The organism is Brevibacterium linens ATCC 9172 (genome assembly GCF_900169165.1).
Taxonomy (GTDB): Bacteria; Actinomycetota; Actinomycetes; order Actinomycetales; family Brevibacteriaceae; genus Brevibacterium; species Brevibacterium linens.
Window position 1 is genome coordinate 38,626 of the sequence record NZ_FXYY01000011.1, and the last position, 26,590, is coordinate 65,215.

The 26,590-nt window shown below is 65.3% G+C and carries 23 protein-coding genes; 9 read left to right on the top strand and 14 right to left on the bottom strand.

The features are described from left to right. The first annotated feature begins 47 nt into the window (after nucleotides 1-47). Nucleotides 48-953: an NADP-dependent oxidoreductase gene (locus BLIN9172_RS10140; RefSeq protein ID WP_101554970.1), complete on the top strand. Its 906-nt coding sequence runs from the start codon at nucleotides 48-50 to the stop codon at nucleotides 951-953. A gap of 47 nt (nucleotides 954-1,000) precedes the next feature. Here the strand turns inward: BLIN9172_RS10140 and BLIN9172_RS10145 are convergent, their stop codons facing one another. From BLIN9172_RS10145 to BLIN9172_RS10165, 5 genes are all read right to left on the bottom strand, one after another. Then, the gene (locus BLIN9172_RS10145; protein WP_101554971.1) at nucleotides 1,001-1,462 is read right to left on the bottom strand and encodes a DUF3151 domain-containing protein; all 462 of its coding nucleotides are present in this window, start codon (nucleotides 1,460-1,462) and stop codon (nucleotides 1,001-1,003) included. A gap of 75 nt (nucleotides 1,463-1,537) precedes the next feature. Next, nucleotides 1,538-2,455 (bottom strand): hypothetical protein, encoded by a 918-nt coding sequence (locus BLIN9172_RS10150; protein WP_101554972.1) that lies wholly within the window; start codon nucleotides 2,453-2,455, stop codon nucleotides 1,538-1,540. Next, nucleotides 2,452-3,531, bottom strand: a complete 1,080-nt coding sequence (locus BLIN9172_RS10155; RefSeq protein WP_101554973.1) for a glycosyltransferase family 2 protein — start codon at nucleotides 3,529-3,531, stop codon at nucleotides 2,452-2,454. The genes BLIN9172_RS10150 and BLIN9172_RS10155 overlap by 4 nt, the downstream gene beginning before the upstream one ends. Before the next feature lie 133 nt (nucleotides 3,532-3,664). Beyond that, nucleotides 3,665-4,819 (bottom strand): acyl-CoA dehydrogenase family protein, encoded by a 1,155-nt coding sequence (locus BLIN9172_RS10160; protein WP_101554974.1) that lies wholly within the window; start codon nucleotides 4,817-4,819, stop codon nucleotides 3,665-3,667. 160 nt (nucleotides 4,820-4,979) lie between these two features. After that, nucleotides 4,980-5,852: a CoA transferase gene (locus BLIN9172_RS10165; protein ID WP_101554975.1), complete on the bottom strand. Its 873-nt coding sequence runs from the start codon at nucleotides 5,850-5,852 to the stop codon at nucleotides 4,980-4,982. 190 nt (nucleotides 5,853-6,042) lie between these two features. On the opposite strand from BLIN9172_RS10165, the gene BLIN9172_RS10170 reads away from it, so the two are divergent. Continuing rightward, nucleotides 6,043-6,681 carry a TetR/AcrR family transcriptional regulator gene (locus tag BLIN9172_RS10170; RefSeq protein WP_240812048.1) on the top strand — a complete coding sequence of 213 codons (639 nt, stop codon included), beginning with the start codon at nucleotides 6,043-6,045 and terminating at the stop codon, nucleotides 6,679-6,681. 230 nt (nucleotides 6,682-6,911) lie between these two features. Here the strand turns inward: BLIN9172_RS10170 and nagB are convergent, their stop codons facing one another. After that, the gene (nagB, locus tag BLIN9172_RS10180) at nucleotides 6,912-7,694 is read right to left on the bottom strand and encodes a glucosamine-6-phosphate deaminase (RefSeq protein ID WP_101554976.1); all 783 of its coding nucleotides are present in this window, start codon (nucleotides 7,692-7,694) and stop codon (nucleotides 6,912-6,914) included. A gap of 462 nt (nucleotides 7,695-8,156) precedes the next feature. On the opposite strand from nagB, the gene BLIN9172_RS10185 reads away from it, so the two are divergent. The 3 genes from BLIN9172_RS10185 (at nucleotide 8,157) to BLIN9172_RS10195 (ending at nucleotide 10,766) form a co-directional block, all read left to right on the top strand. Continuing rightward, nucleotides 8,157-9,380 carry an SPFH domain-containing protein gene (locus tag BLIN9172_RS10185; protein WP_240812047.1) on the top strand — a complete coding sequence of 408 codons (1,224 nt, stop codon included), beginning with the start codon at nucleotides 8,157-8,159 and terminating at the stop codon, nucleotides 9,378-9,380. A gap of 355 nt (nucleotides 9,381-9,735) precedes the next feature. Beyond that, entirely contained in the window at nucleotides 9,736-10,215 is a 480-nt protein-coding gene (locus tag BLIN9172_RS10190; protein WP_101554977.1) for a MarR family winged helix-turn-helix transcriptional regulator, read from the top strand. Between the two features lie 128 nt (nucleotides 10,216-10,343). Next, entirely contained in the window at nucleotides 10,344-10,766 is a 423-nt protein-coding gene (locus BLIN9172_RS10195; protein WP_101554978.1) for an organic hydroperoxide resistance protein, read from the top strand. A 234-nt stretch (nucleotides 10,767-11,000) separates the two neighbouring features. Here BLIN9172_RS10195 and BLIN9172_RS10200 read toward each other — a convergent pair whose 3' ends face one another. Continuing rightward, nucleotides 11,001-12,206: an NAD(P)-dependent malic enzyme gene (locus tag BLIN9172_RS10200; RefSeq protein WP_101554979.1), complete on the bottom strand. Its 1,206-nt coding sequence runs from the start codon at nucleotides 12,204-12,206 to the stop codon at nucleotides 11,001-11,003. Nucleotides 12,207-13,065: 859 nt separating this feature from the next. Between BLIN9172_RS10200 and BLIN9172_RS10205 the strand changes: the two genes are divergently transcribed. Together BLIN9172_RS10205 and BLIN9172_RS10210 are read left to right on the top strand one after the other, a co-directional pair. Next, on the top strand, nucleotides 13,066-15,546 hold the full coding sequence (locus BLIN9172_RS10205; protein ID WP_101554980.1) for an HNH endonuclease signature motif containing protein: 2,481 nt from the start codon (nucleotides 13,066-13,068) through the stop codon (nucleotides 15,544-15,546). Between the two features lie 168 nt (nucleotides 15,547-15,714). After that, a complete protein-coding gene (locus BLIN9172_RS10210) occupies nucleotides 15,715-16,368 on the top strand; it encodes a histidine phosphatase family protein (protein ID WP_101554981.1) in 654 nt (217 codons plus the stop codon). 107 nt (nucleotides 16,369-16,475) lie between these two features. On the opposite strand, the gene BLIN9172_RS10215 is transcribed toward BLIN9172_RS10210, so the two are convergent. From BLIN9172_RS10215 to arsB, 3 genes are read right to left on the bottom strand one after another with little or no spacing between them, the layout of a single operon-like run. After that, the gene (locus BLIN9172_RS10215) at nucleotides 16,476-18,020 is read right to left on the bottom strand and encodes an NAD(P)-binding domain-containing protein (protein WP_101554982.1); all 1,545 of its coding nucleotides are present in this window, start codon (nucleotides 18,018-18,020) and stop codon (nucleotides 16,476-16,478) included. Beyond that, nucleotides 18,013-18,495 (bottom strand): arsenate reductase ArsC, encoded by a 483-nt coding sequence (locus BLIN9172_RS10220; RefSeq protein WP_101554983.1) that lies wholly within the window; start codon nucleotides 18,493-18,495, stop codon nucleotides 18,013-18,015. The genes BLIN9172_RS10215 and BLIN9172_RS10220 overlap by 8 nt, the downstream gene beginning before the upstream one ends. Next, a complete protein-coding gene (gene arsB, locus BLIN9172_RS10225; protein ID WP_101555022.1) occupies nucleotides 18,492-19,589 on the bottom strand; it encodes an ACR3 family arsenite efflux transporter in 1,098 nt (365 codons plus the stop codon). Before arsB ends, BLIN9172_RS10220 begins: the two co-directional genes overlap by 4 nt. A gap of 99 nt (nucleotides 19,590-19,688) precedes the next feature. On the opposite strand from arsB, the gene BLIN9172_RS10230 reads away from it, so the two are divergent. Continuing rightward, the gene (locus BLIN9172_RS10230; protein ID WP_101554984.1) at nucleotides 19,689-20,075 is read left to right on the top strand and encodes an ArsR/SmtB family transcription factor; all 387 of its coding nucleotides are present in this window, start codon (nucleotides 19,689-19,691) and stop codon (nucleotides 20,073-20,075) included. A gap of 26 nt (nucleotides 20,076-20,101) precedes the next feature. On the opposite strand, the gene BLIN9172_RS18295 is transcribed toward BLIN9172_RS10230, so the two are convergent. Next, complete coding sequence (locus tag BLIN9172_RS18295; RefSeq protein ID WP_205751043.1) at nucleotides 20,102-22,384, bottom strand: helix-turn-helix transcriptional regulator; 2,283 nt, start codon at nucleotides 22,382-22,384, stop codon at nucleotides 20,102-20,104. Nucleotides 22,385-22,707: 323 nt separating this feature from the next. Between BLIN9172_RS18295 and BLIN9172_RS18300 the strand changes: the two genes are divergently transcribed. Continuing rightward, a complete protein-coding gene (locus BLIN9172_RS18300) occupies nucleotides 22,708-23,613 on the top strand; it encodes an Ltp family lipoprotein (protein WP_240812045.1) in 906 nt (301 codons plus the stop codon). Nucleotides 23,614-23,720: 107 nt separating this feature from the next. On the opposite strand, the gene BLIN9172_RS10250 is transcribed toward BLIN9172_RS18300, so the two are convergent. The 3 genes from BLIN9172_RS10250 to BLIN9172_RS10260 are packed head-to-tail and all read right to left on the bottom strand — an operon-like array spanning nucleotide 23,721 to nucleotide 26,573. Beyond that, on the bottom strand, nucleotides 23,721-24,464 hold the full coding sequence (locus BLIN9172_RS10250; RefSeq protein ID WP_101554986.1) for a response regulator: 744 nt from the start codon (nucleotides 24,462-24,464) through the stop codon (nucleotides 23,721-23,723). Next, the gene (locus BLIN9172_RS10255; protein WP_101554987.1) at nucleotides 24,412-26,145 is read right to left on the bottom strand and encodes a sensor histidine kinase; all 1,734 of its coding nucleotides are present in this window, start codon (nucleotides 26,143-26,145) and stop codon (nucleotides 24,412-24,414) included. The genes BLIN9172_RS10250 and BLIN9172_RS10255 overlap by 53 nt, the downstream gene beginning before the upstream one ends. Next, on the bottom strand, nucleotides 26,145-26,573 hold the full coding sequence (locus BLIN9172_RS10260) for a hypothetical protein (protein ID WP_101554988.1): 429 nt from the start codon (nucleotides 26,571-26,573) through the stop codon (nucleotides 26,145-26,147). The genes BLIN9172_RS10255 and BLIN9172_RS10260 overlap by 1 nt, the downstream gene beginning before the upstream one ends. Nucleotides 26,574-26,590: the final 17 nt, after the last annotated feature.

Here is a 26,590-nt window from a genome sequence, read left to right on the forward strand (position 1 = left end):
CACCCGATGGCCCGGACACGACCAGAACGATTTCGAAGGAGTCCACGATGACGAAGACGTTGGTATTCACCCAGTACGGAGGCCCGGAGAACCAGGAGCTCAACGATCGCGAGCTGCCGGAGCCGGGTCCCAAACAGATCGCGATCGAGGTGAAGGCGGCAGGAGTCAATCCTGCCGATGCGAAGATCCGCGCGGGCCTGATGGGCGACCACTGGAGCCTGCCGGCTCCGATGGGACGCGAGGCCTCCGGCATCGTCACCGCGCTCGGCAGCGAGGTCGAGGACTTCGCCGTCGGCGACGCGGTGACCGGACTGGTCGCCAAGGGCAACGGAGCCTTCGCCGAGGCCACCCTGCTGCGCGCCTCGCAGACAGTGGCCAAACCCGAGGAGCTGACGTTCGTCGATGCTGCGGCCCTGCCGGTGGCCGGCGGCACCGCCTATGATGTCACCCACCAGATCGAGTTGGAGCCCGGGCAGACGATGCTCATCCTCGGTGCCGGAGGAGGTGTCGGACTGATCGCCGCTCAGATCGGCCGGGTCCACGAATTCTCCGTCATCGGAGTCGCCAGCGCAGCGAAGAGGCCGCTCATCGAATCGACGGGGGCGACTTTTGTCGAATCTGGTTCCGGGGCGGCCGAACGAGTGCGGACGATCGCTCCCGAGGGTGTGGATCTCGTCATCGACCTCGTGGGCGGTCAAGCGCTGCGGGAGATCGCCGAGGCGGCTTCGGCCCCCGGAAGGATCGTCTCGACGGCGGACCCGGACACCGCGGCCGAACTCGGCGGGGCAGGCGTGCAGCGCACCAAAGAGGGGCTGGCGAAGATCGTCGAGGTCGCCGAGTACGGACTCATCGACGCGATGGTCGCGGGGACCTACCCGCTGGCCGAGGTCGAGCAGGCGATCGCCATCGTCGAGGACGGTCACGCGGGCGGAAAGATCGTCGTCGTCCCCTGAGCCCTGGCCCGTCCACCTCGCCAGGGAACGAGCACCCCTGCTGTGCCCTACTCCCCGCGGCCGATGGCCTCGACGGCGCTCGGGTCGGACGAACGGAGGAAGTCTTCGATGCGCGCGGCCTCTTCGCCCTCGCCGATCGCACCGGCGGCACGGCCGAGGGCGTAGAGCGCGCGAAGGAAACCGCGGTTGACCTCATGCGAGTACGGGATCGGGCCGGCTCCGCGCCAGCCGGCGGCGCGCAGGGCGTCGAGTCCGCGGTGGTAGCCGACGCGGGCGTAGGCATAGGCGTCGACGAGGCGGCCTTCCTCGTGCGCCTCATCGGCGAGTTCCGCCCACGCCAGGGACGAAGCCGGCAGTGCTGCGGCGACGTCGATGGGCTCTTCACCCGCGTCGATGCGCGTGCGGGCCTCGACGTCCGGGTGATCCTCGGGCAGGTAGGTCGGCTGCGGGCCGAGCTGGCTGGCATCCAGGTTGCCGATGTGCGATGGGTTGCCGATGGGCTGAGTCATGATATCTCCTGAATCGTTGTCGGGGGCGTCTTCGTCATCGTCTCGCCGAGGCGGCTGCTCGCCCCGGCACCATGGTCAATCGGTCTTCACTTCGGAGGGCAGGACCTTGTACGGGTTCGTGCTCAGCGCGCCGACGACACCGGCGTCGGCAAGCGTCTCGAGCTGCTTCTCGTCCTTGACGTCGGTGGCCCAGACGGCCAGGTCCACTCCGGTCCACTTCTCGGCAGCATCGGCCTCGACGGCCAGGGCCGTGTATCCGCTACCGGAAAGCGACTCGTTCCTGGTCGCCGTCACGTCCCCGGTGAACATGGCGCCGACGCCGGCATCGGCGGCGGCACGGGCCACTTCGGGGTCATCGGTGCGCACGAGCGTCGAATCCTCGAGCCCCGCCTCGGTGATGGTCTTCAATGCGGGGGTGGCCACCTCGGTGGAGTCGATGGCGGGCATGGACACGGTGTCTCCGCCGAACTCGTCGACGATCTGGTCCCAGGTGATGGGATCGCCGGGACTCGTGTTCTTGCGGGCCGGTTTGATGGTCTGGTCGAGGAATTCGTCGGCGTCGAGCTCGTCGAGGCTCGTCTTCAGGCCCATGTCCTCGGCGGCGGTCTCCGGGTTCGCGGCCACGATCGTACCGTCGCCCAGCGCGGTGAGCGTGGGTGCCGGCAGGTAGCCGAACTTCACGTTCTCGGTGAAGGCGAGCTTCGAGTTCGCCGGGTACACCGAAGATCCGCCGTCGAGGGCGCCCACGGCCGGTGGGTTGAGCGAATCGACGGTCAGCTGGTCGTCGGAGCCGAAGAGGTTCATCGCGAACACGCCCGCGACGAGGACGACGACGATGATTCCGGCCCACAGGGGTGCGTTGAACTTCTTCGGCTCGGGACGATCGGGCACGGGAATGCGTTCGCGGGATTCGGGATCGACGCTCGGCAGCGGATCAGTGGTGCCGCGGCCGTAGCGGTCCCGGTGGGCCCGGTTCGGCTTCTTCTTGCTCATCGGCTGCTGTCCTTCGTCGTTCCGGCCCCGGTGACGAGTCCCCGGAGGAACCCGGCACCCCAGCACAGGTGCATGGTCGGCAGGACGATGCCGAACCAGAACCGCTCCCGTCGTCCGCAGTCCTTCGCCGCCGAGGCGGTCGCCAGGATTCCGGCGATGTAGCCGAAGCTCGGCACGTGGATGAGCGAGGTGAACCGGCGGAGGAACTTCGGCCACCGCTTCGTCGTGCCCGTCAGCTGGAGCACGGTCTCGATCACGGCCGCGCTCATGCCGAGCACGAGCAGCGGCGGGGCGAAGTAGCGCAGCGAGTTCTGGGATCCGTAGCGGCGGATGAGTTCGGCCCGCCAGATTCCGGTGGCCCAGAACTGTTGGGCGATCTTCGCCCAGGTGCCGCGCGGCCAATAGGTGACTTCCATGTCGGGGTTGAACCAGATGCGGCCGCCGGCGGTGCGGATGCGCAGGTTGAGCTCCCAGTCCTGACCGCGTTTGATGCCTTCGTCGAACCCGCCGAGGTGGTCGAACACTTCCCGACGGTAGACGCCGAGGTAGGCCGATTCGGCTTCCTGCGCCTCGTCGCCGGAGTGGTAGGCGGGGCCGCCGAGGCCGACCGGGGACATATAGGCCCGCGCCACGGCTCTCTGGAAGGAGGTCCTGCCGCGGGCGAGCATGAGTCCCCCGCAGTTCGCGGCCTTCGTCTCACGCAGAGTGTCGATGGCCTGTCTGGTGTAGTCGGGCCTGAGTCCGGAGTGCGCGTCGACGCGGATGATCACCGGGTGTCGGGTCGCGGCGATGGCGAGGTTGAGCCCGATCGGGGTCGCGGCCTGCGGATTGTCGACCGTCTGGATCCGCGGATCACGCGCAGCCATCGACTCGATGATGGCGTTCGTATCGTCAGTCGACGGGCCGAGGGCGAGGACGACTTCTTTGTCCCCGTCGTACTCCTGACCGAGGATCGTGGTGATCGCCTGCTCGATGTGTTCGGCCTCGTTGAGCACCGGCATGATGAAGGAGACACCGGGCTTCTCGTTCAGCGGCGGAAGGCCCTCCGGGGTCAGGATCTCAAGTACTTTCGACACGCCCTCAATCTTCCCATACCCGCGCGCACCCGGTCTTGAGGGGGCATACAGGTGGGGCCTGCACGCTCCGGACGCCCGGTTGGCGCCGGACGCCTCGTTGGCGCCGGACGCCTCGTTGGCGCCGGGGCCCGGCTCACAGACCCCGAGCGATGAGCTCCTTCATGATCTCGTTCGTACCGTCGTAGATCTTCTGCACCCGGGCATCGGCGTAGAGGCGAGCAATCGGGTATTCGACCATGTATCCGTAGCCGCCGAATACCTGCAGGCAGCGATCGACGATCCGGTTCTGAGCATCCGTGGCCCAGTACTTCCCTGCGGACGCCTGCTCTGTCGTCAGCGTTCCCTTGATGTGTTCGCTGGTGAGGTGGTCGATGAAGGTGCGGACGGACAATGCCTCGGTGGCACATTCGGCGAGGACGAACTTCGTGTTCTGGAAACCGAGGATGGGCCTGCCGAAGGCCTCCCGCTCCTTCGCATAGGCGACGGTCTCCCGGACGGCGAATTCCGCGGTCGCGGCACCGCCGACGGCGATGGCCAGTCGTTCCTGAGGCAGCTGCTGCATGAGCTGGATGAATCCGCGGCCTTCGGCTCCGCCGAGGACGTTCTCGGCCGGGACGCGCATATCCTCGAAGAACAGCTCCCGCGTGTCCTGCCCGTGCAGTCCGACCTTCTCCAGCACACGTCCGCGCGAGAACCCCGACAGATCATTCACCTCGGCCACGATGAGCGAGACACCCTTCGCACCGGGCTCGTCGCTGGTGCGGGCCACGATGATGACGAGGTCGGCGTGGGAGCCGTTGGTGATGAACGTCTTGGCGCCGTTGATGACATATTCGTCGCCGTCACGCACCGCCCGGGTCGTGATGTTCTGCAGGTCCGATCCGGTGCCCGGTTCGGTCATGGCGATCGCCGACACGAGCTCGCCGGTGGCCATGCGGGGCAGCCACCTGCGCTTCTGCTCTTCGGTGCCGAAGGCGTTGATGTAGTGGGCGTTGATCGTCGAGTGGACGCTGTTGCCCCAGGCGGTGTCGCCGACGAACCCCTGTTCCTGCAGGAGCACCGCCTCGTGGGCGAAGGTGCCGCCACCGCCGCCGTACTCTTCGGGGATCGAGATGCACAGCAGACCGGCGTCGCCGGCCCGGGTCCACGTGTCACGATCGACCTGTTTCGCCTCGGCGAAGCGGGCCTCGTGCGGCACGATCTCCTTGGCGAAGAATCCGCGTGCCAGATCACGCAGGTCGTCGGTCTCCGGGGTTTCCCAGGCGCCGCGGTATCCGTCGAGAATCATTGTGATGTCTCCTGAATCTGCTCGTCGTGTTGGTTCCGAAGGGCCGTGCCGGCCCCAGAGAAGTCAGTGGTGGGAGGTGCTGATGAGGGGGATGCGGGGTGCTGGTGCGGGGATGCGCTCCGGGTGATCATGTGGGGGGGGGTATTCGTGTGCGCGATGTTCAGCCGAGAGCGACTCGCTCGATGGGCAGATCATGTTCGGCTGCGAAGTCGATCCAGTACGCCGTCGGCTCGGCGGCGAAGGCCTTCTCGAGTTCCTCGTGTTCGGACCCGACGAGGGAGGCCAGCGCCTTCGCGAAATGAGACTCGAGGCAGGCGACGGCAATATGACCGTCAGCCGTCGAGTAGGTCCGATAGAAAGGCGTTCCCCCGCCGAGGGGACCTCCCGGTGTGCTCATTTTGTGCCGTGCCGGTCCCGCCGCCCATTCGGCCGCCTGGTCGAGGACGACGCGACGGACGATTCTGCCGCTGTGCTGACCGTTCGCGTCCTGATCACCGGCACCCTGGGCAGCAGTGCGTCGGGTCTCGAGTTCGTGCAGCCCTGCCAGAGCCTGGAGTGCCGCGTTCTCGCCGCCGAGGACATCGGCGACGGGCACTGTGGGCATGGTTCCGGGGAGGAGGGTGGAGTGCGCTGCCTGATAGGTGAGGTCGTGGCCGGGGACGTCGGCGCGGTCGCCGGCAAAGCCGACGATCTCGACGTGGACCAGCCCGTGTTCGTCGACGAGTTCCGGCAGGCCGAGAGCGGCGGCTGCGCGGGGACGCATCGAGGTGAGCAGCAGGTCGGCCCCGGCCAAGAGCGTCCGGAGCTGTTCGATTCCCTCATCATCTTTGAGGTCGATGGTGCGGATCTCCTGGCCGTCGGTGAGCTCCTGGTAGTAGGCGGGGAACATCAGGTTGAGGGGATCGCCGATGGGCGGTTCGACCTTGATGACCCGGGCACCGAGAGCATGCAGGCGCGCTGCCGCCAGCGGTCCCGGCAGATTGACGGCAAGAGAGATCACCGTAACTCCGCTGAGCGGTTGAGAGGCGGTCATTCGCGGATCCCCCGGTCGAGTCGAATCAACTTTCCTGAATGAATGTATAGGATACTGAAAGAACGTTCAATATTATGACGAGAAGTTTCCGGTTTCCAGGTGAGAACACCGACACGATCACGAGCATCGGCAGGAGAAAGGGCAACAGCATCGGTCTGAGAGAATAGCCGCGGACGACAGAGGTGAGGACATGGATGTGCCGATGAATGCGGAGCGCAAGAGCAGGAACGCCGACGCCGGCGAGTCCTCGTCGACAGATCTCACGAGCCGTGCCCGGATTCGCAATGCCGGTCTCCATCAGTTCGCCACGACCGGATTCGCCGGCACTCCCCTGCGCGCGATCGCCTCCGAGGCGGGAGTGGCCATCGGCCTGATCTCACACCACTTCGGCTCGAAGGACGGACTGCGGGCGGCTGTCGAGAGTTGGATAGTCGACCAATTCGCCGCAGCGATCACCGAAGCCGATGCCGCAGCTCCGGACTCCGTCGCGGATACCGCCGGGCGTGATGCCGCGGTGGCTCAGATGCTCAAGGCGAACCCGCTCATAGTCGGCTACCTGCGCCGCGAACTCCTCGAAGGCTCTGCCGGTCGCACTCTCATCACACGCCTGGCCAGGCTCTCCCTGCAGAGCGTGGATTCCATGCGCTCGGGAGGCGTCGCCTCGACGGACAGGAGTCGCGTCGATCAGGTCGTCACAGTCATGATCCGGCAGCTGGGCAAGCTGTTCCTCCAGCCGCTCGTCGATCAGGTCGTCGATTCGTTTTCCGCTGATGAACTCCCGGCGGCGAAGCCGGAGCTGACGATCACCGTGCGCACACCGCAGAATTGATCCAGCTCAACTGCACCCGCCCTCGCCTGCGCGGATATCACGCCGGCCGCCCTCCGGGTGGTAAGGAGGGAGCATGGACGCTCCGGGACACTCCGACCGTCCAACACGCCTTCGCGGCAGCTCTGGCCGGATCCCACATCGTCACCCTCGACGGAACACGGCGTGAACGACCCGACGGAACGAGCCTGGCCAGACGGTCGAGGGCTGCGAGCTCCCTGTGGGCGAGGCCCTCAGAGGCTCTGCCACTCCGGCTTGTTCTCGTACGCGTGGCGGTAGTAGTCGCCGAGTTGCAGCCTCGACGCCGCAGCATCGTCGAGCATGACCGTGACATGCGGGTGCATCTGGAGCACGGTCGCCGGCCACATCGCGGAGATCGGCCCTTCGACCATCTGATGCACTGCCTCGGCCTTGTTGCCTCCGGTCGCGACGAGCACGAGATGCTTCGCCTCCATGATCGTGCCCAACCCTTGGGTCAGGCACAGTTTCGGCACCTGCTCGACGTCGCCGTCGAAGAACCGCGCATTGTCGAGCCGCGTCTGGTGCGTCAGGGACTTCACTCGCGTCCGCGAGGCCAGGGATGATCCGGGTTCGTTGAACGCGATGTGACCGTCGCTGCCGATCCCGAGGATCTGCAGGTCGATCCCACCCGCCTCGGCGATCTTGTGTTCATAGTCCGCCGAGGCGGCCGCCAGGTCATCGGCGGACCCGTCGGGTCCGTGGACGGCCCCCTCGGCGAAGTCGACGCGCGTGGCGATCTCGGTGTCGATGACGTTGCGATAACGCTGCGGATGGTCGTCGGCGATGCCGACGTATTCGTCGAGCATGAACGCCTGCGCGTGAGCGAAGGACAGACCCTCGTTCTTGTGGCGGGTGGTCAGCTCATCGTAGATGCGCAGCGGGCTCGACCCGGTGGCCAGGCCGAGGACGGGTGAGGCTTCGGTGCGCAGCAACCGCTCGATCGCGTCGGCGGCGAGCTCCGCCAGCGTGTACTCATCGGCGATGACAACTTCCATCAGTTCTCCTTCTGCGTTCAGTCAATCATTTCTGTTCGAAGGCGCATGATCGGCTCATAGTGGATGGTGATCGCGGCGCGGAAAGCCTCGACACGCCGGATTCCGCCGCTTCGAGCATGAGGCCCTGGGCACGTGCGGTCTGCTCCAGGTCGGAGGCCACGGCTACATTGAGTTTGGGCAGGACGGCAGTGTGCACTGACCATCGGAGAGAATGAGAGCCTTGATTCTGTCGGAGGTCGTCACTTTCCGTCCGGTCTCTGTCGGATCCGCCATGATCACCTGCCGGTGGTCGTTCCACGCTGAGTCTCCAGTCTACGTCTGACATCAGATGTATCGGTGATGAGCTCCCTCTTCGAGACAAGAACCAGCATCCTTGTCATATACGCGGCGCTCGATGACTACTAGAGTGATAGGAGTCAGCGGTCGTCGCACGGCCGACAACCACGACCCATTGGAGTAGTCATGAGTGGAGTGGCGGTCACCATCGCCGTTGTCATCATCATCCTCGTCGTCGCCGTCCTGCTGTTCGGGAAGCTGCGCACGAGCGTGTTCTTCACGGTGAAGACGCAGGAGAACGTCGTCGTCGAACGGTTCGGCAAGTTCAAGAAGGTCGCGCGGCCGGGACTGAACACGAAGGTGCCGTTCATCGAGACGACGAGCAGGCCGATCTCGCTGCGCGTCCAGCAGCTCGAGGTCAACATCGAGTCGAAGACGAAGGACAACGTCTTCGTCACGGTTCCGGTTGCGGTCCAGTACGTGGTCGAAGAGGACAACGTCGCCGATGCCTATTACCGTCTGGCGAATTCCGAGGAGCAGATCCGCTCCTATGTCTTCGACACCGTCCGTTCGGCACTGTCGGGACTGACGCTCGACACCGCGTTCGAGTCGAAGGACGACATCGCCGAAAACGTCGAGCGCCGACTGTCGGAGTCGATGAAGCGCTACGGCTTCAAGATCGTGAGCACTCTGGTCACGGACATCACCCCTGATCAGCGCGTGCGGGATTCGATGAACTCGATCAACGCCGCGCAGCGTGACAAAGTCGCCGCGCAGTCGCTGGCCGAGGCCGACAAGATCAAGCGCGTGACTCAGGCGCAGGCCGAATCCGAGGCGATGCGCCTGCACGGTGAAGGCGTGGCCGCTCAGCGGAAGGCGATCGCGACCGGCATCGCCGAGCAGTACGCGAAGCTGCAGGAGGTGGGCATCGACAAGACGGCCGAGCAGCTGCTGATGATGACCCAGTACTTCGACACGATGCAGAACGTCGCGCAGGAGGGCCGGTCGAACGTGCTGTTCATGCCGTCGAACCCGGGAGGTCTGGGCGAGATGGGGCAGGAGATCCGCAACGCCCTGTTCGCCGCGAATGCCGCCGACGAAGGCTCGCATCTGCCCGCTCCGCAGGGCCGCGATGATGCGGGCGATGACTCCAGGCGCAGCTCCGGCGGCACCGGCGGCACGAACGTCCCGCCGCAGCCGACGACTCCGCCGGCAGATCGGTCCGGGCAGTATGCCGGCGGACAGAACCAGGGCGGCTCCCGACAGGGAGCAGGCGGACAGGGCCGCCCGGGGCAGGGCCAAAGTCAGCACGGCGGGCAGGGGCACTCGGATCCGCGCTCCGCGGCCCAGTCGGCCGTTCGCGCCGCCGCCGAGCAGTGGCGCAACCGCCGCGGCGGCAACCAGGGCTGAGCTGGCATCGTTGGGCCGGCCGGCAGTGCTGGACCGGCATCGCTGGGCCGGCCAGAGTTGAGCCGGCAGGCACAGCTCAGCGCACACCGCCGAGGGGCGGGTGAAGAGTGATCTTCACCCGCCCCTCATCCGTCTGCACACCCGCAACTCCACGTGGGAACTCCCCCACCGGCGGGGTCCTCCCCGCAGGAACTCGCCGCCACCTGGGAACTCCTCTTCCTAGAAACTCGCCGCCACCTGAGAACTCCTCCTCCTGGGAAGTCGACGCCATCCGTGAACTGACTGACTCCTGAGAACTCGCCGCCTCCCGGAATTATTAGTTGTGCACAATTGCATTGTGTGCAACCATTTTCATATGAACGCGCTCGATCTCGACCGGCAGCTCTGCTTCGCTCTCTATTCGGCGTCACGAGCGATGACGGCGTCGTACAAAGATCTGCTTGCCGAACTCGGCATCACCTATCCGCAGTATCTGGTGATGCTCGTGCTGTGGGAGGAGGGCTCCGACGACGAGGGCGTGACGGTCAAGCGCCTCGGCGAGCGTCTGCAGCTCGACTCGGGCACGCTCTCCCCTCTGCTGTCACGACTCGAATCGCTCAGCTTCGTCACCCGCCATCGCTCCGCCGAGGATTCGCGCAGAGTTCTCGTCCGCGCCACCGCCGAGGGCGCAGCGGCCAAAGAACGCGCCGAATGCGTGCCGGCCCGGATCGGCGAGCGCACGAATCTTGCCCCCGCGACGATGCCCGAGCTGCTGGAGACTCTGCGCGCGCTGACGAGGAACCTGCGCGCGGAACCCGCGCCCATCGAGTCCCCCGACCCCCTACCGCACCATTGAACTCACACCCCACCTCTGCATTCTCAGCGCGCCACTGACCCAGTGCTGCACCGCTGACCCCACATTTCACCACCGACCCCACTGATCACCACTGATCCGACAATGCACCACCAACGGAAGGAAACATCATGAAGGCTCTCTACACAGCAGAAGCACTGGCCACAGGCGAAGGCCGTGACGGCCACGGACGCACGAGCGACGGAAAAGTCGATGTCGATCTCGCGACTCCGACCGAGATGGGCGGCAGCGGCAATGGCACGAATCCCGAACAGCTCTTCGCCGTCGGCTACGCGGCCTGCTATCACTCAGCGCTGCGCCTCGTGGCCGGTCAGGCCAAGGCGAACGTCGACGATTCCACGGTCGGCTCACGCGTGAGCATCGGCAAGAACAATGAGGGCGGGTTCCAGCTCGCCGTCGAACTCGAGGTCACACTCCCGTACCTCGACAGGGCCGAGGCCCAGGCGCTGGCCGACAAGGCCCACAAGGTGTGCCCGTACTCCAACGCCACCCGCGGCAACATCGACGTCACCATCACCGTCACCGACGACTGAGCGGCAACTCGGCTGCCGGGAGTCGGCGGCACCCCTCCGGCGGGTGACCAATACCGGCGCGCCGGCACGGGCCACGACCTCCGGCCGCAACAACAACTGAGGGGCGGGTGAAGATCTCTCTTCACCCGCCCCTCAGTGCCGTTCGGATTCAGCAGCCGGCCCGCAGACCCTGCCCCACCCAAACCCCAGCTGACATCAGCGGACGCATGCGACTATCAGCTCGACGCTCTCAGCTCAGCGCTTGGCCATGGCTTCCAGCGCGGACTTCTCGACCGCCTCGGCGACGGCCGGGGCAACACGGGAATCGAGCGCGCCGGGCACGATGTAGCCGGGCTCGAGGTCATCGCCGACGAGATCGGCGATCGCACGAGCGGCGACGAGCTTCATATCGTCGGTGATCTCGGATGCATCAGCGTCGAGCGCACCGCGGAAGATTCCGGGGAATGCGAGGACGTTGTTGATCTGGTTCGGGAAGTCGCTGCGCCCGGTGGCCACCACGGTGGCGTACTTGGCGGCGACGTCGGGGACCACCTCGGGGTTGGGGTTCGACAGAGCGAAGATGATCGCGTCGTCGGCCATGTTGGCCAGGTGCGCCTCGTCGATGGTGCCGCCGGAGACGCCGATGAAGGCATCGGCACCGTCGAGGGCCTCGCCGATCCCACCGGCGATTCCGCGCGGATTCGTCGACTCGGCGAGGAACTGCTTGGTCTCGGTCAGATCGGAGCGACCGGACTCGACGACGCCCTTGGAATCGAGGACGACGATGTCGTTGACACCCGCGTCGGCGAGGATCTTCACCACGGCCACACCGGCAGCACCGGCACCGGAGACGACGACGCGGACGGATTCGAAGGACTTCTTCACCACGCGCAGAGCGTTGGTCAGCGCGGCGAGGACGACGACGGCGGTGCCGTGCTGGTCGTCGTGCATGACGGGAATGTCGAGGGCTTCCTTGACCCGGTCTTCGATCTCGAAGCAGCGCGGGGCGGCGATGTCCTCGAGGTTGATCGCACCGAAAGTCGGGGCCATGCGGACGATGGTTTCGACGATCTCGTCCGTGTCATTGGTGTCGAGTACGATCGGAATCGCATTCAGCCCGGAGAAGGACTTGAACAGGGCGCACTTGCCCTCCATCACCGGCAGCGAGGCGGCCGGACCGATGTCACCGAGGCCGAGCACAGCCGACCCGTCGGAGATGACCGCGACGAGCCGGCCGGTCCACGTGTGCGTGCGCGCCAGCTGCGGTTCGTTCTTGATCGCGGTGCAGACCTTGGCTACGCCGGGGGTGTACGCGATCGAGAGGTCGCGCTGGGTCTGGAGCGGCGAGGTGAGCTCGGCGGAGAGCTTGCCGCCTTCGTGTGCCTCGAAGATCTCGGCGTCGGTGATCGGGCCCTGCGAGCCCTGGTCGGAGGCGGCTGAGTTGTGAGCGGTGGTCGTCATGGTTGATCCTCATGGTTGATGCGGCGGCGGTCCGTGAGCGTGAGGAGCTCGCGCGCACTCGGCTGGGCAAGCACTCTGCTCGATGATCGGATCATCGGTGCAGCCGGCAGTGATCGTCTGGCCACCGGTCGGCGCCGACACGGTCAGCCGTGAGCACCGGCGATGGCCTGGGCGAAGAACTGGTCACCAGTGAAGGATGGTGCGGTGACGTCGACGCGGCCCGCGACGTGGCCCTAGGTGAAGAGCGACGCGGTTGCGCGCAGTGCGGATACGGCTCGCATGTGGCGAGTACCGACCTCATGGGTCGAATCCGGCAACCCGATCATCATAACCGATGCTGTGACCCGTTTCACCCGAAAATCCCGCCCTCACCGAGGCTGTCCCGCCGTTTCGGTGGCACGTTCTCCAGACCTTTGGACCCCGCGGGAGGGCCGTGGCCTTCAGCCTCACCGAGGCGGCGCGCCCTTGATGCGCCCGCCCATTTCGAAACTGCGACGGGTCAGCGCCGAGGAGGCACGTCCCGATGGCCGACTCATTCCGCGGCAGCGACGGGTCAGCGCCGAGGAGGCGCATCCTCCCCCGAAATCGCAGCAGATCTTCCCCCGCAATCCTCACCCAGGTGCCGCACTCACGCAGAAACCGCGCCTGACCTGCATGGATGAAATCCAAAACTCTCACGTCAGCGCCGAACGCAAAGATGATGGGGTAAACAAAGTTTCCTCGACCTCTCATCGAAACCTATTCGAATCTTTTCTTTTGTTTCTATTGTCAATGCCCGTTTGAACGCTTACCATAGAGTTAACAGCTTTTCCAATCAGCACCACTCCCGACAACGAAGTCCGAGGCAGGTGAAAAGGCAATGAAGGGCACCACTAACAGTTCGACCCCGGGTCGGGCCGAAGAGCCGGGCGCAGCACAGACGTCGCCGTCACCGCGATTCGCCGTCCGCTTCGAATCCAGCATGTCTCGCTTCGCCGAGAATGCCGTCGCTTCCGATCGTGCGCATTTCTCGCTCCTCGAGTCGGTCTCTTCTGTCGTACTCGAACAGGTTTTCATCGAGTTCGAGCTCCCCATGCCCGAGGGGTCCGAGCCTTTCCGCTGCGAGACGATTGCTGCAACCTTCGAGCGTCGAGCCGAAGAGTCCGAACAGACCACCGGCTTCGGCTCGGCGGAGGCGTTCGGGACCGCACCCAAGGAAGCACCGTCATCGACCGACGCGTCTACCTCCTCAGCAGTAGTGCCTTATGATGCCGACTTCGCCAGAGCGCAGGCGGAAAAGGCGTCTGAGTCCGAGAAGAAGGTGCTGCCCGAATTCCCCGAGCTCGATGAAGGCATCTGCTTCTCGAAGTGGGTCTATGACTATGTCGACGCGGAGGACCTCGTTGAGATCTCGACGGTGCTGGGGACCAATACTGCGCGCACCTACCGTCAGCTGACCGGCGCGATGACGATCTTCTATGGTCTTCCCCGCTTCGCCGACCGGGTCCGCGCAGGAGAGTTCACCCAAGCCCATGTCGACGTGGTTGCCCGCCAGTGTGCCGACGTCGCGTTCGCCTTCCTGCCGAAACTCGATATCTTCCTGGCGGCCCGGCGCGCCGATATCACCTGCGAGACTCTGCGCCGTGATCTGGCCAAAATGATCGCCCTGCTCATTCCGCCGGTCGACAACACCGAGCTCGCCACCAAGCGTCGTCGCATCGATGTCGACGGCTACAAGGACGGCTCGGCCTGCCTGACCGTCAGCGGACCCTCGGCGGAGATCTTCGCCTGCTACAACCGGATCCAAGGCATGGCTCTTGCCGTGCATGGCAAGAACAAGTCGGCATTCAACCTGCCCGTGGGCGTTGAGATCAGCGATGACCGCTCCATCTCTCAGCTCGAGTACGATCTGTTCATCCGGCCTGTCCCGGAGCTCAAGGTCAAGGTCGTGTCGGTCGATCCGATCACGGGAATCCAAACAGCCAAAGACACGTCGCTGCTCGACGCCGACGGCGAGCTCATTCCCGATATGGACTCCGACGATGCCGTCGCCGACTTTGCGAAGCATGTTGCTTCGGGCTCGGTCGGCGACGCCAAGGAGTCGTCCGACGGGTGTTCAGCCGGCGGCACCGAGGAACCGTCCGACGCTTGCTCTGCTGCCGACCGGTCCGTCGGTTCGGCATTCTGCCCCGACAGTGAGGACGCTGACGGACCCGTTGAGTATTTCGTCAAGCTGCGTATGCCCACCAATGCGTGGTGGCTGTCGCATCAGGCCGCCACCGTGGTGACCGTTCCTTTCCTCACCCTCACTGAAGATTCGGACCTGCCCGGCACTTTTGCCGACGGCTCGCCTGTGCCCGCCGAGGTGGCCCGCACTATCGCCGGCCGCTCGAAGAGCATCCAACGGATCCTCACCGACCCCGGCACCGGCACTCCCGTCGACGCCAAAGCGACGACTTACCAAGTCCCCAGAGATCTTCGGAAGACCCTGGTCGAGCAGTGGACGGTGTGCACCGTTCCCGGCTGCTCGCGTCGGGCCGAGAAGTCGGAGATCGACCACGTCGTTCCGTTCTTCCACCTGAATCCGCTCAAGGGCGGTCTCACTCGGTTCGGAAACCTGCATCCTCTGTGCAAGAAGCACCATGCACTGAAGACCGCCGGCCGCCTTCGGGTCACTATGCCCAAATCCGGTGAGCTCGACTACGAGTTCAGGCACGGGATCACGACTACTGTGTCGGCGCCCGGCCAGCCGATCAATGTGGCCCAAGCGCTCGAATTCGATGCCTTGGGACGACTGGGTCTCAAGCGGTGGAAACTGCCCTGGTCGATGGTCCCGCCAGCACCGAGGGTGCTCGAACTCATGCCCGGTGAGTCGACGATCCGCCAGCGCGACGAAGAGAAGCGCCGGCGCGACGAGGAGAGGCGTCAGCGAGAGGAACGGGAAGCCCGACAGCGGCGACTGTCGGAGGCGTATCGGGAGCAGCGGGCAGAAATCAGGCGGCTGCGGCTTGCACGCTGCCTCGATTGGGAGAACTCTGTCTTCCAGCCGTGCCTCCCCGCCGGCACCGACCCAGCTGCAATGAAGCAGCTGACTGGGAACGCCAAGTATGCCCGAGCCGTCAAATGGGCGCGTCTCGCGGGTCTCGCCATCGACGCCATCACCGTCGACCCGAACGGGCTCGACAAACCCAGCGCTCGTACCAACACTGGCTCGAGCATCAGCGACTCGGAGGTCAAGGCGCAGTCTGAGGACGCTTCCGGCTCCAAGGACGCTGGAGCCGACGATCCCTGGGACCACCGTTTCGTCTCCAAGACGGTGAACTGGGAACACGACCTCGAAGTCGATCCCCCACCATTCTGATGACGCGCCGCGGAGCCTCTGACGTCACTGCAGGTGGGGCCGCTGCAGTTCAATCGGATGGAAGGCACCCAACCGTCCGGGCACGTAGACTCATGACAATTGAACGATCGCTCAGAGGCAGGTGGAGATCGGACACGTTTCCGCCGACGCCTGGAGAAAGAGGAATAGATGAGTGTGCTCTATCTGGTACGGCACGGACAGGCTTCGTTCGGCACCGATGACTATGATCGACTGTCCGACCTCGGCAAGGAGCAGAGCCGCATCACCGGTCGCTTCCTCGCCTCACAAGGGCTCGAACCCGATCGCATCATCCACGGTGAGATGCTGCGGCAGCGCCAGACAGCCGAAGGCCTCCTCGCAGGACTCGGCCGCGATGTGGACGCCCACGTCGACGCTGGCTGGAACGAATATGCCGCTTGGGAACTCACCGGCGTACTCACGGATCTCGACCCGCGCGCTCAGCACGATTCGAAGATCTTCCAGGGCGAACTCGAACGCGGTGCCGCCCGGTGGGCCTCGGGTGAACACGACGAGGACTACACGGAGACCTACAACCAGTTCACGTCACGCGTCGAACGCGCTCTCGCTGATGCGGTCGCGGCCATGGAGTCAGGACAGTCAGCGATCGTGGTCTCGAGCGCCGGTGCCATCGCGTGGACCGCGGCCCGACTGATCGGCGGCGGTTTCGACCAATGGATGGCCTTCAACCGAGTGACCATCAACACCGGCATCACGAAGATCATCACCGGCCGAGGCGGCACCAGCCTCATCTCGTTCAACGACCACGGCCACCAGGATCCGAAGAACGCCACCTACCGCTAAGGCGGCGAAAGCCGAACTCGCGAGTCAGCCGTGGCGACGTATGCCGAACCGGCGAGTCAGCCCTCCGTGGCGGCGAAGGCCGAACCGGCATAGGCCGAGCCCGCGAGTCAGCCGTTCCTGCTCTCTCCTGATCGCCCGTGTTCTGTCCCCGTAGGAATCCCGATCACAACCGGCTCCGCGGAACCGCAGCATCCGCCGGCCTCCGGTGCACCAGCGACGTCGACGGTGTCGGCTGCGCCCGGTGAGCCCGGTGTGCCAGCTGCGCCCGCTGCGCCAGCTAGGTCCGGCGCGCCAGCTGCGTCCGGTGCGCCAGCTGCGTCCGGTGCGCCTGCCGCGGGCAAGTCGACGAAACCAGGCTTGCCGGACGGAGCATCACACGAAGATCCGATGTCAGTCGAACACACGCCGGTCTCCGGCAGGACGAGCTCGACTCGGTCTGCAGCTTCCAGGTCCCCTGCGATCGCTGCGACGACGGAACGGACCTGCTCATAGCCGGTGTACATGAGGAACGTCGGGGCTCGCCCGTAGGACTTCATGCCCACAATGTAGAAATTCGGCTCCGGATGCCCCAGCACCCGGGCACCATGCGGCGAGACGGTTCCGCAGCTGTGATATTCGGGATCGATGAGCGGCCCCAACTGCTGCGGAGCTTCGACAACCGGGTCGAGGTCCAGCCGGATCTCGCGCAGGAATCCCAGGTCGGGACGGAAGCCGGTGGCCGGGACGACCCGATCGGCGTGGAGCGTCACCGGCTCACCGCCGGTCTCGGCAGTCACGGTGCCACCACCGTCGGTGGCGAACCCGGTGATCCTCGTAGAGGCATGCACGTCGATGGCCCCGTCTTCGACTAGACGGCGGAGCCGGGCGCCCAGGGCTCCGCGAGCCGGCAGACCGTCCTGGTCCTCCCCGCCGTAGACGGATGCCGGGTCTGCGCGCCTGAGCACCCAGCCGATTCGCGTGCCCGGCACTTCCGCACGCAGCTTCGCCAGAGCCATGAGCGTGTTCGCCGCCGAATGCCCTCCACCGACGACAAGAGTCCGCCGTCCGGCGAACTGCTCACGGTCACGGCCGGTCACATCGGGCAGAGGCGAAGTGATGAACCCGCTGCGACGAGCCTCGACTTCGCCGGGCGCCGCGAGCCCGGACTGCCCGATCGGGTTCGGACTCCCCCATGTCCCCGAAGCGTCGACGACCGCCCTGACCTGGAAGTCCGCCGTAGTTCCATCGGAGTTCTGCGTGCGAACAAGGAAAGGAGTCGACTCACGCTGCGCGGTGCCCGTCCGGTCCAGTCCGACCCGGCTCACTGCCACAACCCGGGTATCGGTGAGGATGGATTCTCGGAGTTCAACTGTCTCGGCCAGCGGATTGAGATAGTCCCGGATGAGCTCGTCACCGGTGGGCAGGTGCTCGCCGTCGGGCTCCTGCCAACCGGTGGGCGCCAGCAGGCCGCAGGCCGCGACTTCGATGTTGTACTTCCACGGTGAGAACAACCCGATATGACCCCACTCGGCCACTGCCGCCGCGACGGAGGATCCCACCTCGAAGACGAGCGGTCGGATCCCACGTCGGACCAACTGGGCCGCGGCCGCGAGGCCGACGGGACCGGAACCGATCACGGCGACCGGCAGATCTGCGAGCGCGATATCAGTCATTGGCAGCCGCCTCGGTGATGGGGGTCGACGTGATCGTCGGCTCTGTGGATTTCGTCCCTGCGTCGGGGGCGAGATCGACGATGAGGGCTTCGACTCGGGTCCGGATCTCATCACGGATTCGGCGCACCGATTCCGGGCTCTGACCTGCGGGATCGTCGAGAACCCAGTCTTCGTATCGTTTGCCGGGGAAGATCGGGCACGCATCGCCGCAGCCCATCGTGATCACGACGTCCGAGGTGCGCACGGTATCTGCGTCGAGCAGAGTGGGGCTGTTGCGGGTGATGTCGATGCCGAGCTCCCGCATGGCATCGATGGCGACGGGGTTGATCGTCTCGGCCGGTGCGCTGCCGGCGGACCGCACTTCGACTGATCCCCCGGCCAGTCCGCGGAGGAGCCCGGCCGCCATCTGGGATCTGCCGGCATTGTGCACACAGACGAAGAGGACACTCGGCTTAGGCGTTGGTGTGGGACTCATGCTCGATTCGCTCCTTGAACAGAGTTTGAGGGGAAGAAACGGGGTCGCGCCCAGAGCGCGACGTAGACGAGGGCGACGAGGATGGGCACCTCGATGAGCGGGCCGACGACTCCGGCGAGCGCCTGCCCCGAGGCGACGCCGTACGTCCCGATCGCCACTGCGATGGCGAGTTCGAAGTTGTTGCCGGCAGCGGTGAATGCCAGGGTCGTCGTCTTCTCATAGCCCAGGTTCAAGGCCTTGCCGATGACCATCCCGACAGCGAAGACGACGACGAAGTAGACGAGCAGAGGCAGGGCGATGCGGGCGACGTTGCCCGGGTGAGAGGTGATCTCGTCACCCTGGAAGGCGAAGAGCACGACGATGGTGAACAGCAGTCCGTAGAGCGCCCACGGCCCGACTTTCGGGAGGAATCGATCTTCGTACCACTGACGTCCCTTCGCCTTCTCCCCCACGGTGCGTGTGAGGAAGCCGGCGAGAAGCGGGATTCCGAGGAAGACGAGGACGCTCGCGGTGATTGCCCAGAAGGAGAATTCGCTGCTCGTCGTCGGCAGCCCCAGCAGGTTCGGCAGCCACTGCAGATAGAACCAGCCGAGGAGACCGAATGCGAGAACCTGGAACACGGAGTTGATGGCCACGAGCACGACGGCGGCCTCGCGGTCGCCGCACGCCAGGTCGTTCCAGATGAGGACCATGGCGATGCACCTGGCCAACCCGACGATGATCAGTCCGGTGCGGTACTCGGGCAGGTCGGGAAGGAAGAGCCAGGCGAGCGCGAACATGAACGCCGGAGCGGCCAACCAGTTGATGACCAGCGAGGTGATCATGAGCTTCTTGTCGGCCAGCACGTGTCCGGTCTCGTTGTACCGGACCTTGGCGAGCACGGGAAACATCATCACCAGGAGGCCGATGGCGATCGGCAGGGAGACGTCGGCGACCTTGACCGAGTCCAGAGCCTCGGCGAGACCGGGCACGAGCCTGCCCAACACCAGGCCCAGGGCCATGGCACCGATGATCCACAGCGGCAGGAATCGGTCCAGCGTCGACATCTTCGCCGCCACCGGCGATTCAGCGTTGGCAGTCGCCGTGGAATGCATGGTCCCCCTCGAGGTGCGAATCGTGCCGGCACCATCGTCATGTGTCGGCATATTGAAGTTCATCGATACGATAGGACCACAAGACATCGACAAATGTCAATGTATGGGCATAATGGAAGAGTGACCACACAACCCGCGCCCCCTCCGACCAATACGGACGTCTGCTGCCCGTCGCTGACCGTCTCGCCGTTGAGTCTCGATGACGCCCAGGATTTCGCGCGCATCCTCAAAGCAGTGGCCGATCCGACCCGGCTGCGGCTGGTCTCCCTCGTCGCCGCGCACGAGCAGCAGGAAGCGTGCGTCTGCGATCTCACCGAACCCGTCGGTCTCGGCCAGCCGACCGTCTCGCACCATCTGAAGATCCTCGTCGATGCCGGGGTCCTGCACCGTGAGAAGCGCGGAGTCTGGTCGTACTATTCGCTCGAGGCCACCACGTTGAACCGCCTCTCCGAATTCCTCTCCCCCACCTCGACCGCGCACGGGTAGGGTTCTTTCGCCGAGGCGACCTGGCCCTACTGCTGCCGGTGGACGTGCGCCACCGCCTCGGCGCGACTGCGCACGCCGAGCTTGCGGTACAGCGCGGACAACCGGTTCTTCAACGTCCCGGACACCACTCCGAACTCGCGGGCGATCTGCGCGATCGACTTCGATGAGTCGATCGCGAACAGCAGCGACTGCTCGGCCGGGGTGAGATCGGTCTGGAAGTCCGGCGCCACCGGTGAGGTCTCCGGCAGCTCGAGCAGTCGCTGCTGCAGAACGTCTGCTGTGATGTCCGCCGAATGGAACGACCTGGCCACGGCTTCCCACTCGGCGAAATCGGCCGATGCGGGAATGAGTGCCTCGCGAGCAGCCTTCGACAGCTGCGCCACGGCGAACACCGAAGCCGCGATCGCGCAGTAGTCGAGCATGTGCACAAAGGTCTCCAACGCCTGGTCGGCCTGTCCCTCATGGTGGAGGATGTCGGCGCGCAGGGCCATGGCACAGCTCTTGAGCCTGGGCCCCTGATCACTGCTGAGTGCCTGCCCGGTCGCCGTCCACAGGCGATCATGCTGCCCGAAGACGAGCGCCTGCCGAGCCTTGACGATCGCGTCACCGGGGTTGGCCGAACTCATGCGATCGCTCATGTCCTGCAGCGTCTTCGTCTCCCCCGCCGCAGCGAGCACGAACCCGACGACGTTGACGATTCCGGAGAATCGAGCACTCGCATCGCCGGCCGCCGTCGGCCGGATCTGCACCGTCGAGCTCTCCGTCACGAGCTTCGCAGCAATCGACGCCCGCCCGCGGTACACGTAGTACAGCGCCTTGGCACAGTCCGGCATCGGCCCCAGAGATTGAGTCGGCTTCGCCTGGTCCAGGGCACCGAGGATGTCCTCCGCCGCGTTGAGGTCGAGCCGGTCGAGGCTGCGCATCAGCTCAATGCTCAGCGCTGTCCGCTCGTCCGGCAGCGTGTCCATCCCGAATCGGCGAGCGTTCTCTCGCGCCCGCTCAAGGCAGCGGTCCATGTCCGATCCGTGCCCGTGCCCCAGCCCGGCCAACGCGGATTCGACCAGTCCCGCCAGCAGGGGATGCGGCGAGTTCGGAGTATAGATCCCCGCGAAGTGCACGACGCTCTGCAGTACCGGTGTCGCCTCGGTGAAGCGACCGGCCGCAACGAGGTTCCGTCCGCGCTCAAGATTGAGCTCGGCCTGCAGCATCAGTGTGGGTCCCGGTTCCCCGTCACCGAGGCTGAGCATGCGTTTCCGTCCGACCTCGATGACGTCGAGCGCCGCATCGTACTTCCGGTTCAACCGGTGGCGGCGCGCCTCCAGCATGGTCAGCACGGCCACCTCGTCGCCGGAGAGGGGGAGGCTCGGATCGGTCAGCCGGCCGTGCAGCTCCGGCACTACGATGCTGTCGAAGTCGGTCGCCGACATCAGCTGCCATGGGTCATCGGTACCGAGCACGTGCCGGGTCGAATCGATGCGTCGAGCCGCGCTGCGAGCCAGGGTGAGGATCGGGTTCTTCGCGATCACTGCCTCGGGGACGCTGAGAAGGGCCTCGATCGAAGTCGGCACATCGATGAAGACGTTGACCGACCGTCGTGCCCACCCGCGCTCGAGGATCTTCCAGTCCCTGATCTCCAGGACGAGGTCGAGCAGCTCGGGCAGTCCTTCACGGCGGTCCGCGCGCTGGCGGCCGATCACGTCGGCGACGGCCATGCCGAGAGCTTCGCGCGGAGTCCTCTTCGCGATGCCATCATCGACGGCGGTGATGCGTCGCATGAGTATGCGGATGAAGGTGGGAACGGTGAAGACCTCGTCGCCGGGGGCAACAGCGAGCAGCCCTGCCGAGGTCAGCAGCGGAGTGAGGTCATCGGGGGTGGAATCGTTCGCGACTTTCCCTGCGGCGTAGGCGGCGTGGACGAGGTCGACCATGCTCGAGGTGATCGTCGGCGTCCAGGCGAAGAGCGCGAGCAGGTAGAGTGCTGCGGATTCACGGGAGGAGTCGGCGAGAGTCGGATTCAACGACGGGGACAGCATGGCGACGGTCCGGTCTGGGGCGGTGTCACCGGCAGGCAGTCCCGCTTCGACTCGGGCCTGAACAAGTGAGGCGGCGATGCGGACACGTCCGCCGCTGGCGCGGAAGATCCGCTCGAGGTCGGACTCGGAGAGGGTGCCGTACGGCTCGAGCGCCGATGCGAAGTCATTCGCCGAGGCGGCTCGCGGTCCGAATTGCGCATCGAAGACCGACGGGGATCCGTCGGAGTCCGACGGGCGGTTCACATTTTCGACTCGCTTGATCTGTTGAGGTGGCACGGATGGGGAACCTTCTTTTCGGCTCGACTCACGCCGAGGCGCAGCCGGGGAAGCTGCTGAGTAGTGAGGGGTGCGTTCACGAGTATGACAGACAACTGCGAGTCAACAACGTTCCCGAACCTGACCATCTTCTTGGAACCGTCCATCCCCTGTTTGCTCCCCCGATCAACCGCCCCGCCGAAGCGGAGGACTCCGACAAGTAGATTTGTTATCCAATCGAGACAACACCTGGCGTACTTGGTTGAAATTTTAACTTAAAGTTGAACGTGCAACTATCCCCTCTCTCTGAATATCCGGAAGTGATAATGACACAGCAACCTCCAGTGCCGGTCGACAACTCGAACCAGTGGACCCCCGCTCAGCCGTCATTCGGGCAGAATCAGCCCCTCGTCGGGCAGAAGTCGTTCCTCGCTACGTGGCTGCTGTCGTGGCTGCTCGGCGGACTCGGCGTCGACCGTTTCTACCTGGGCAAGATCGGCACCGGCATCCTCAAACTCACCACCATCGGCGGTTTCGGTATCTGGTACCTCGTCGACTTGATCATCACCCTCGCCGGCAAACAGAAGGACAAGCAGGGTCTGCTCCTCATGGGGTACGACGACCACAAGAAGGTCGCCTGGATCGTGACCGGCATTTTCATCGTCCTCGGCCTCATCTTCGGCGGAGTCTCTGTGGGCTCGGCATCGAATGCCACCGACGACAATGCGCCGATCGTCTCCGACGAGGAAGCTCCTGCCGAGGAAGCTCCCGCAGCCGAAGCAGTCGAAGAACCCGTCGACGCAGAACCTGCCGTCGAGGAGGAACCTGCTGAGGAACCGGCCGAAGAGCCGGCGGAAGAACCCGCTGCTCAGGAGCCTGTCGAGGAAGAACCCGCCGTCGAGGAGCCCGCTGCACCGGCGGAAGAAGAGGACGACTCCAGCGTTCCCGCCGAGTACAACTCAGCCCTGACAAAGGCCGAGACCTACTCGGACATGATGCACATGAGCAAGAAGGGCATCTTTGATCAGCTGACAAGCGAGTACGGTGGCCAGTTCTCCGACGACGCGGCCCAATACGCTGTCGACAACGTTCAGGCCGACTGGAAGGAGAACGCATTGGAGTCGGCGCGAACCTACCAGAATGATATGGCGATGTCACCGAACGCGATCCACGATCAGCTCACCAGCGAGTACGGCGGCCAGTTCACCCAAGCTGAAGCAGACTACGCGATCGAGAACCTCAACAACTGACGACGGTCGACAACTGACGAACGTCAGCGAACAGCTCCAAGGCGGGCGAAGGAATCTCTTCCTTCGCCCGCCTTCGTTCGCTGAGCTCGCATAAATACACCGGCCCCTCACACCCACCGATACTCGTACTCCGGCCGCCCCGGAGTCCCGTGCCGGGGCTGCTTGATCGCCTGTTTCGTCGCGACGAGGTGCTCCAGGTACCGGCGGACGGTGACCCGGGACAGGTCGAGCCGACGCCCCACCTCGGTGGCGGAGACCGGAACTGCGGAATCGCGGACGAATGCGGACACGGCGTCCAAGGTCTCGGCGATGAGCCCCTTGGGCAGGGTCGTCGACGACACAGACCGCAGGGCCGAGAGCGCATTGTCCACCGAGGCCTGAGTCGCCAAGGACCCCGACCCGGTGAGCCCACGCCGGAACTCCCGCTGGTTCTCCAACTTCTCCCTGAACGCCGCGAAGGTGAAGGGTTTGATGAGGTATTGGGTGATGCCCGACGAGATCGCCGACCGGATGACCTGCAGGTGCCGCACCGCGGTGATCGCGATGGTGTCGACGTCCTGACCGCGCGAGTTCAGGCGCCCGGCGACTTCGAGACCGTGCGAATCCGTGAGATTCATATCGAGGAGGACGATGTCGACCGGGGTGCCGGCCGCAGCGAGTTCGTCGAAGCGCTCGATCGCCTCGTGTCCGCCCAGGCACGTTGCGACGACGTCGAAACCGGGCACCCGAGCCACGAAATCCGCGTGCGCCTGCGCCGTCATCGGGTCGTCTTCGACGATGAGGACACGCAGCGCGGCATCATCGCTCACGTGAGTCTCCTTCCGCCCGATCCCGGCTCGCACCCTCACCATCCGTGGTGGGCTCCCTGGCAGAATCGTAGTCGCCGGCCCCGTCCGTGTCCCCCAGCGGGAGCGTGACCGTGAAGATCGCCCCGCCATCGGAATCGACGTCGATATGCCCGCCGAGGCGGCTCACCGCCTGCCGAACCAGGACGAGCCCGAATCCGTGTCGTCCCACTCCCCCGGGCTCGGGTTTCGCCGAGGCACCGAGGTGGAAGAGCGCGTCGATGTCTTCGCCCGCGACCCCGGCGCCGGAGTCGGCGATGGTGATGATGAGCTCCCCGTCGGCGGCGACGAAGTCCGCCCATACGTGCTTCTCGTCCGTGTCAGCGACGGCGTCGAAGGCATTGTCGAGAAGATTGCCGGCGACGGTGACGAGGTCGCGGGCGTCGAGTCGTTCGGGCGGCAGTTCGCCGGTGGCTGTGACGGTGAGTTCGATGCCGCGTTCATTGGCCTGAGCGGCCTTGCCGATCATGAGCGCGGTGATGAATGGTTCGTCGAGGGAAGCGACGAAGGAATCCGTCAGCCGCTGCGACTCCTGCTCATCTTTGACCGCGAAGTCCAACGCCTCCTGCACCCGACCGAGCTCGATGAGCGTGGAGACCGTGTGCAGCCGGTTGGCATGTTCGTGGGTCTGGGCACGCAAAGCTTCGGACAGCGTCGTCATCGTCGCCAGCTCACCGGTGAGCTCCTGGATGTCAGTGCGATCACGCAGGGTTGCGACCGTACCGCCTTCATCGCGCCCGCCGCGCGGCTGTCGAGCCTGCTTCTGACTGATGACGAGGACACGCTCCTCGGTGAAGTGGATTTCGTCGACCGCGACCCGACCGGTCGCAAGAAGGTCACGGACAGATTCGGGCAGGGCCACCTCGGCGAGGGAGAGCGGCGTCGATTCCTCCACCGTGGGCAGGCCCAGCAGGGACGCGGCCTCATCGTTGTAGAGGACGAGCCGACCGGAATCGTCGGCGAGGATGAGGCCCTCGCGCAGGGAATGCAGGGCCGAATCGTAGAACGCGAACGGTCGGCGCAGCTCCTCGGGACCGTAGCCGAGGGTGACTCGGCGCAGGTAGCGGGCGAGCAGCCAGGAACCGAGTCCGCCGAGAGCGAGCGCGGCGAGGCCGACGAGGATGATCTGCGGCAGGGAAGCCGCCTGCGCGACGGACAGCGTTTCCAGGGTCACGCCCACGGCGACCATGGCGGTGACCTCGCCGGCGGCGTCCTTGATCGGCACGATCGCGCGCACCGACGGTCCGAGCGTGCCTACGTATTCCTCGGTCTCGGTCTGTCCGGCGCGGGCTTTCGCGGTGCTGCCGATGTACTTCTTGCCCAGCTGATCGGGGTCGGGGTGGGTGTAGCGCGTGCCGTCGCGGTCCATGATCGTCACGAAATCCACCTCGGCGAAATCGATGACGGTCAGCGCGAAGGGCTGCAGCCGGGCGGAGGGATCGTCCTCGGTCACAGCCTCGGTGACGAAGGGGTCGTGGGCGAGGGTTTCGGCGATGGACAGCACCCGTTCGCCGGCGGCCTCGCGGATGTTGTTGAGCGTCGTCACGTAGCTCGTCACCGACAGCGCGGTGCAGACGATGACGATGAGGACGAGCTGGACGAGGAAGAGTCGCCTGGCCAGGGTTCCGCCTCGGCGAGCCCGGAATCGCCCCCGGCCCCGCCATAGAGGGGCCGGGAGGGACGCCATTACTTCTTAACGCTCTTCTTTTTCTTCTTGCTGCCGCCGGAGATGAGGAGGGCCAGGCCGATGGCGGCCAGCCAGGTGTCCTTGGCGACGGCGGTGCCGTCCTCGGACGGGCGGATGCCGTCGTCCTTGGTCATCGAGTCGATGGAGAAGTAGTTCGCGACGAGGCCTGCGGCGAAGGTCGTCAGTGCGGCACCGGCGATGCGGGTGGGCACGAACGGCAGCAGCAGGGCGGAGCCGACGGCGATCTCACCGTAGGACAGGAACTTCCCGAATTGGGCGGGGGTCATGTTCTCGACCATGGGCACACCGTTGGCGGCCATCTGCTGGAGTCCGGCCGAGGATTCCTCGTCGAGACCGAGCTTGCCGATGCCCGAGTTGAGGATGAATGCGCCGGGAACTGCGCGCAAAAGTGCGGTGCTGAGTTTCATATCCTGCTCCTTTGTAA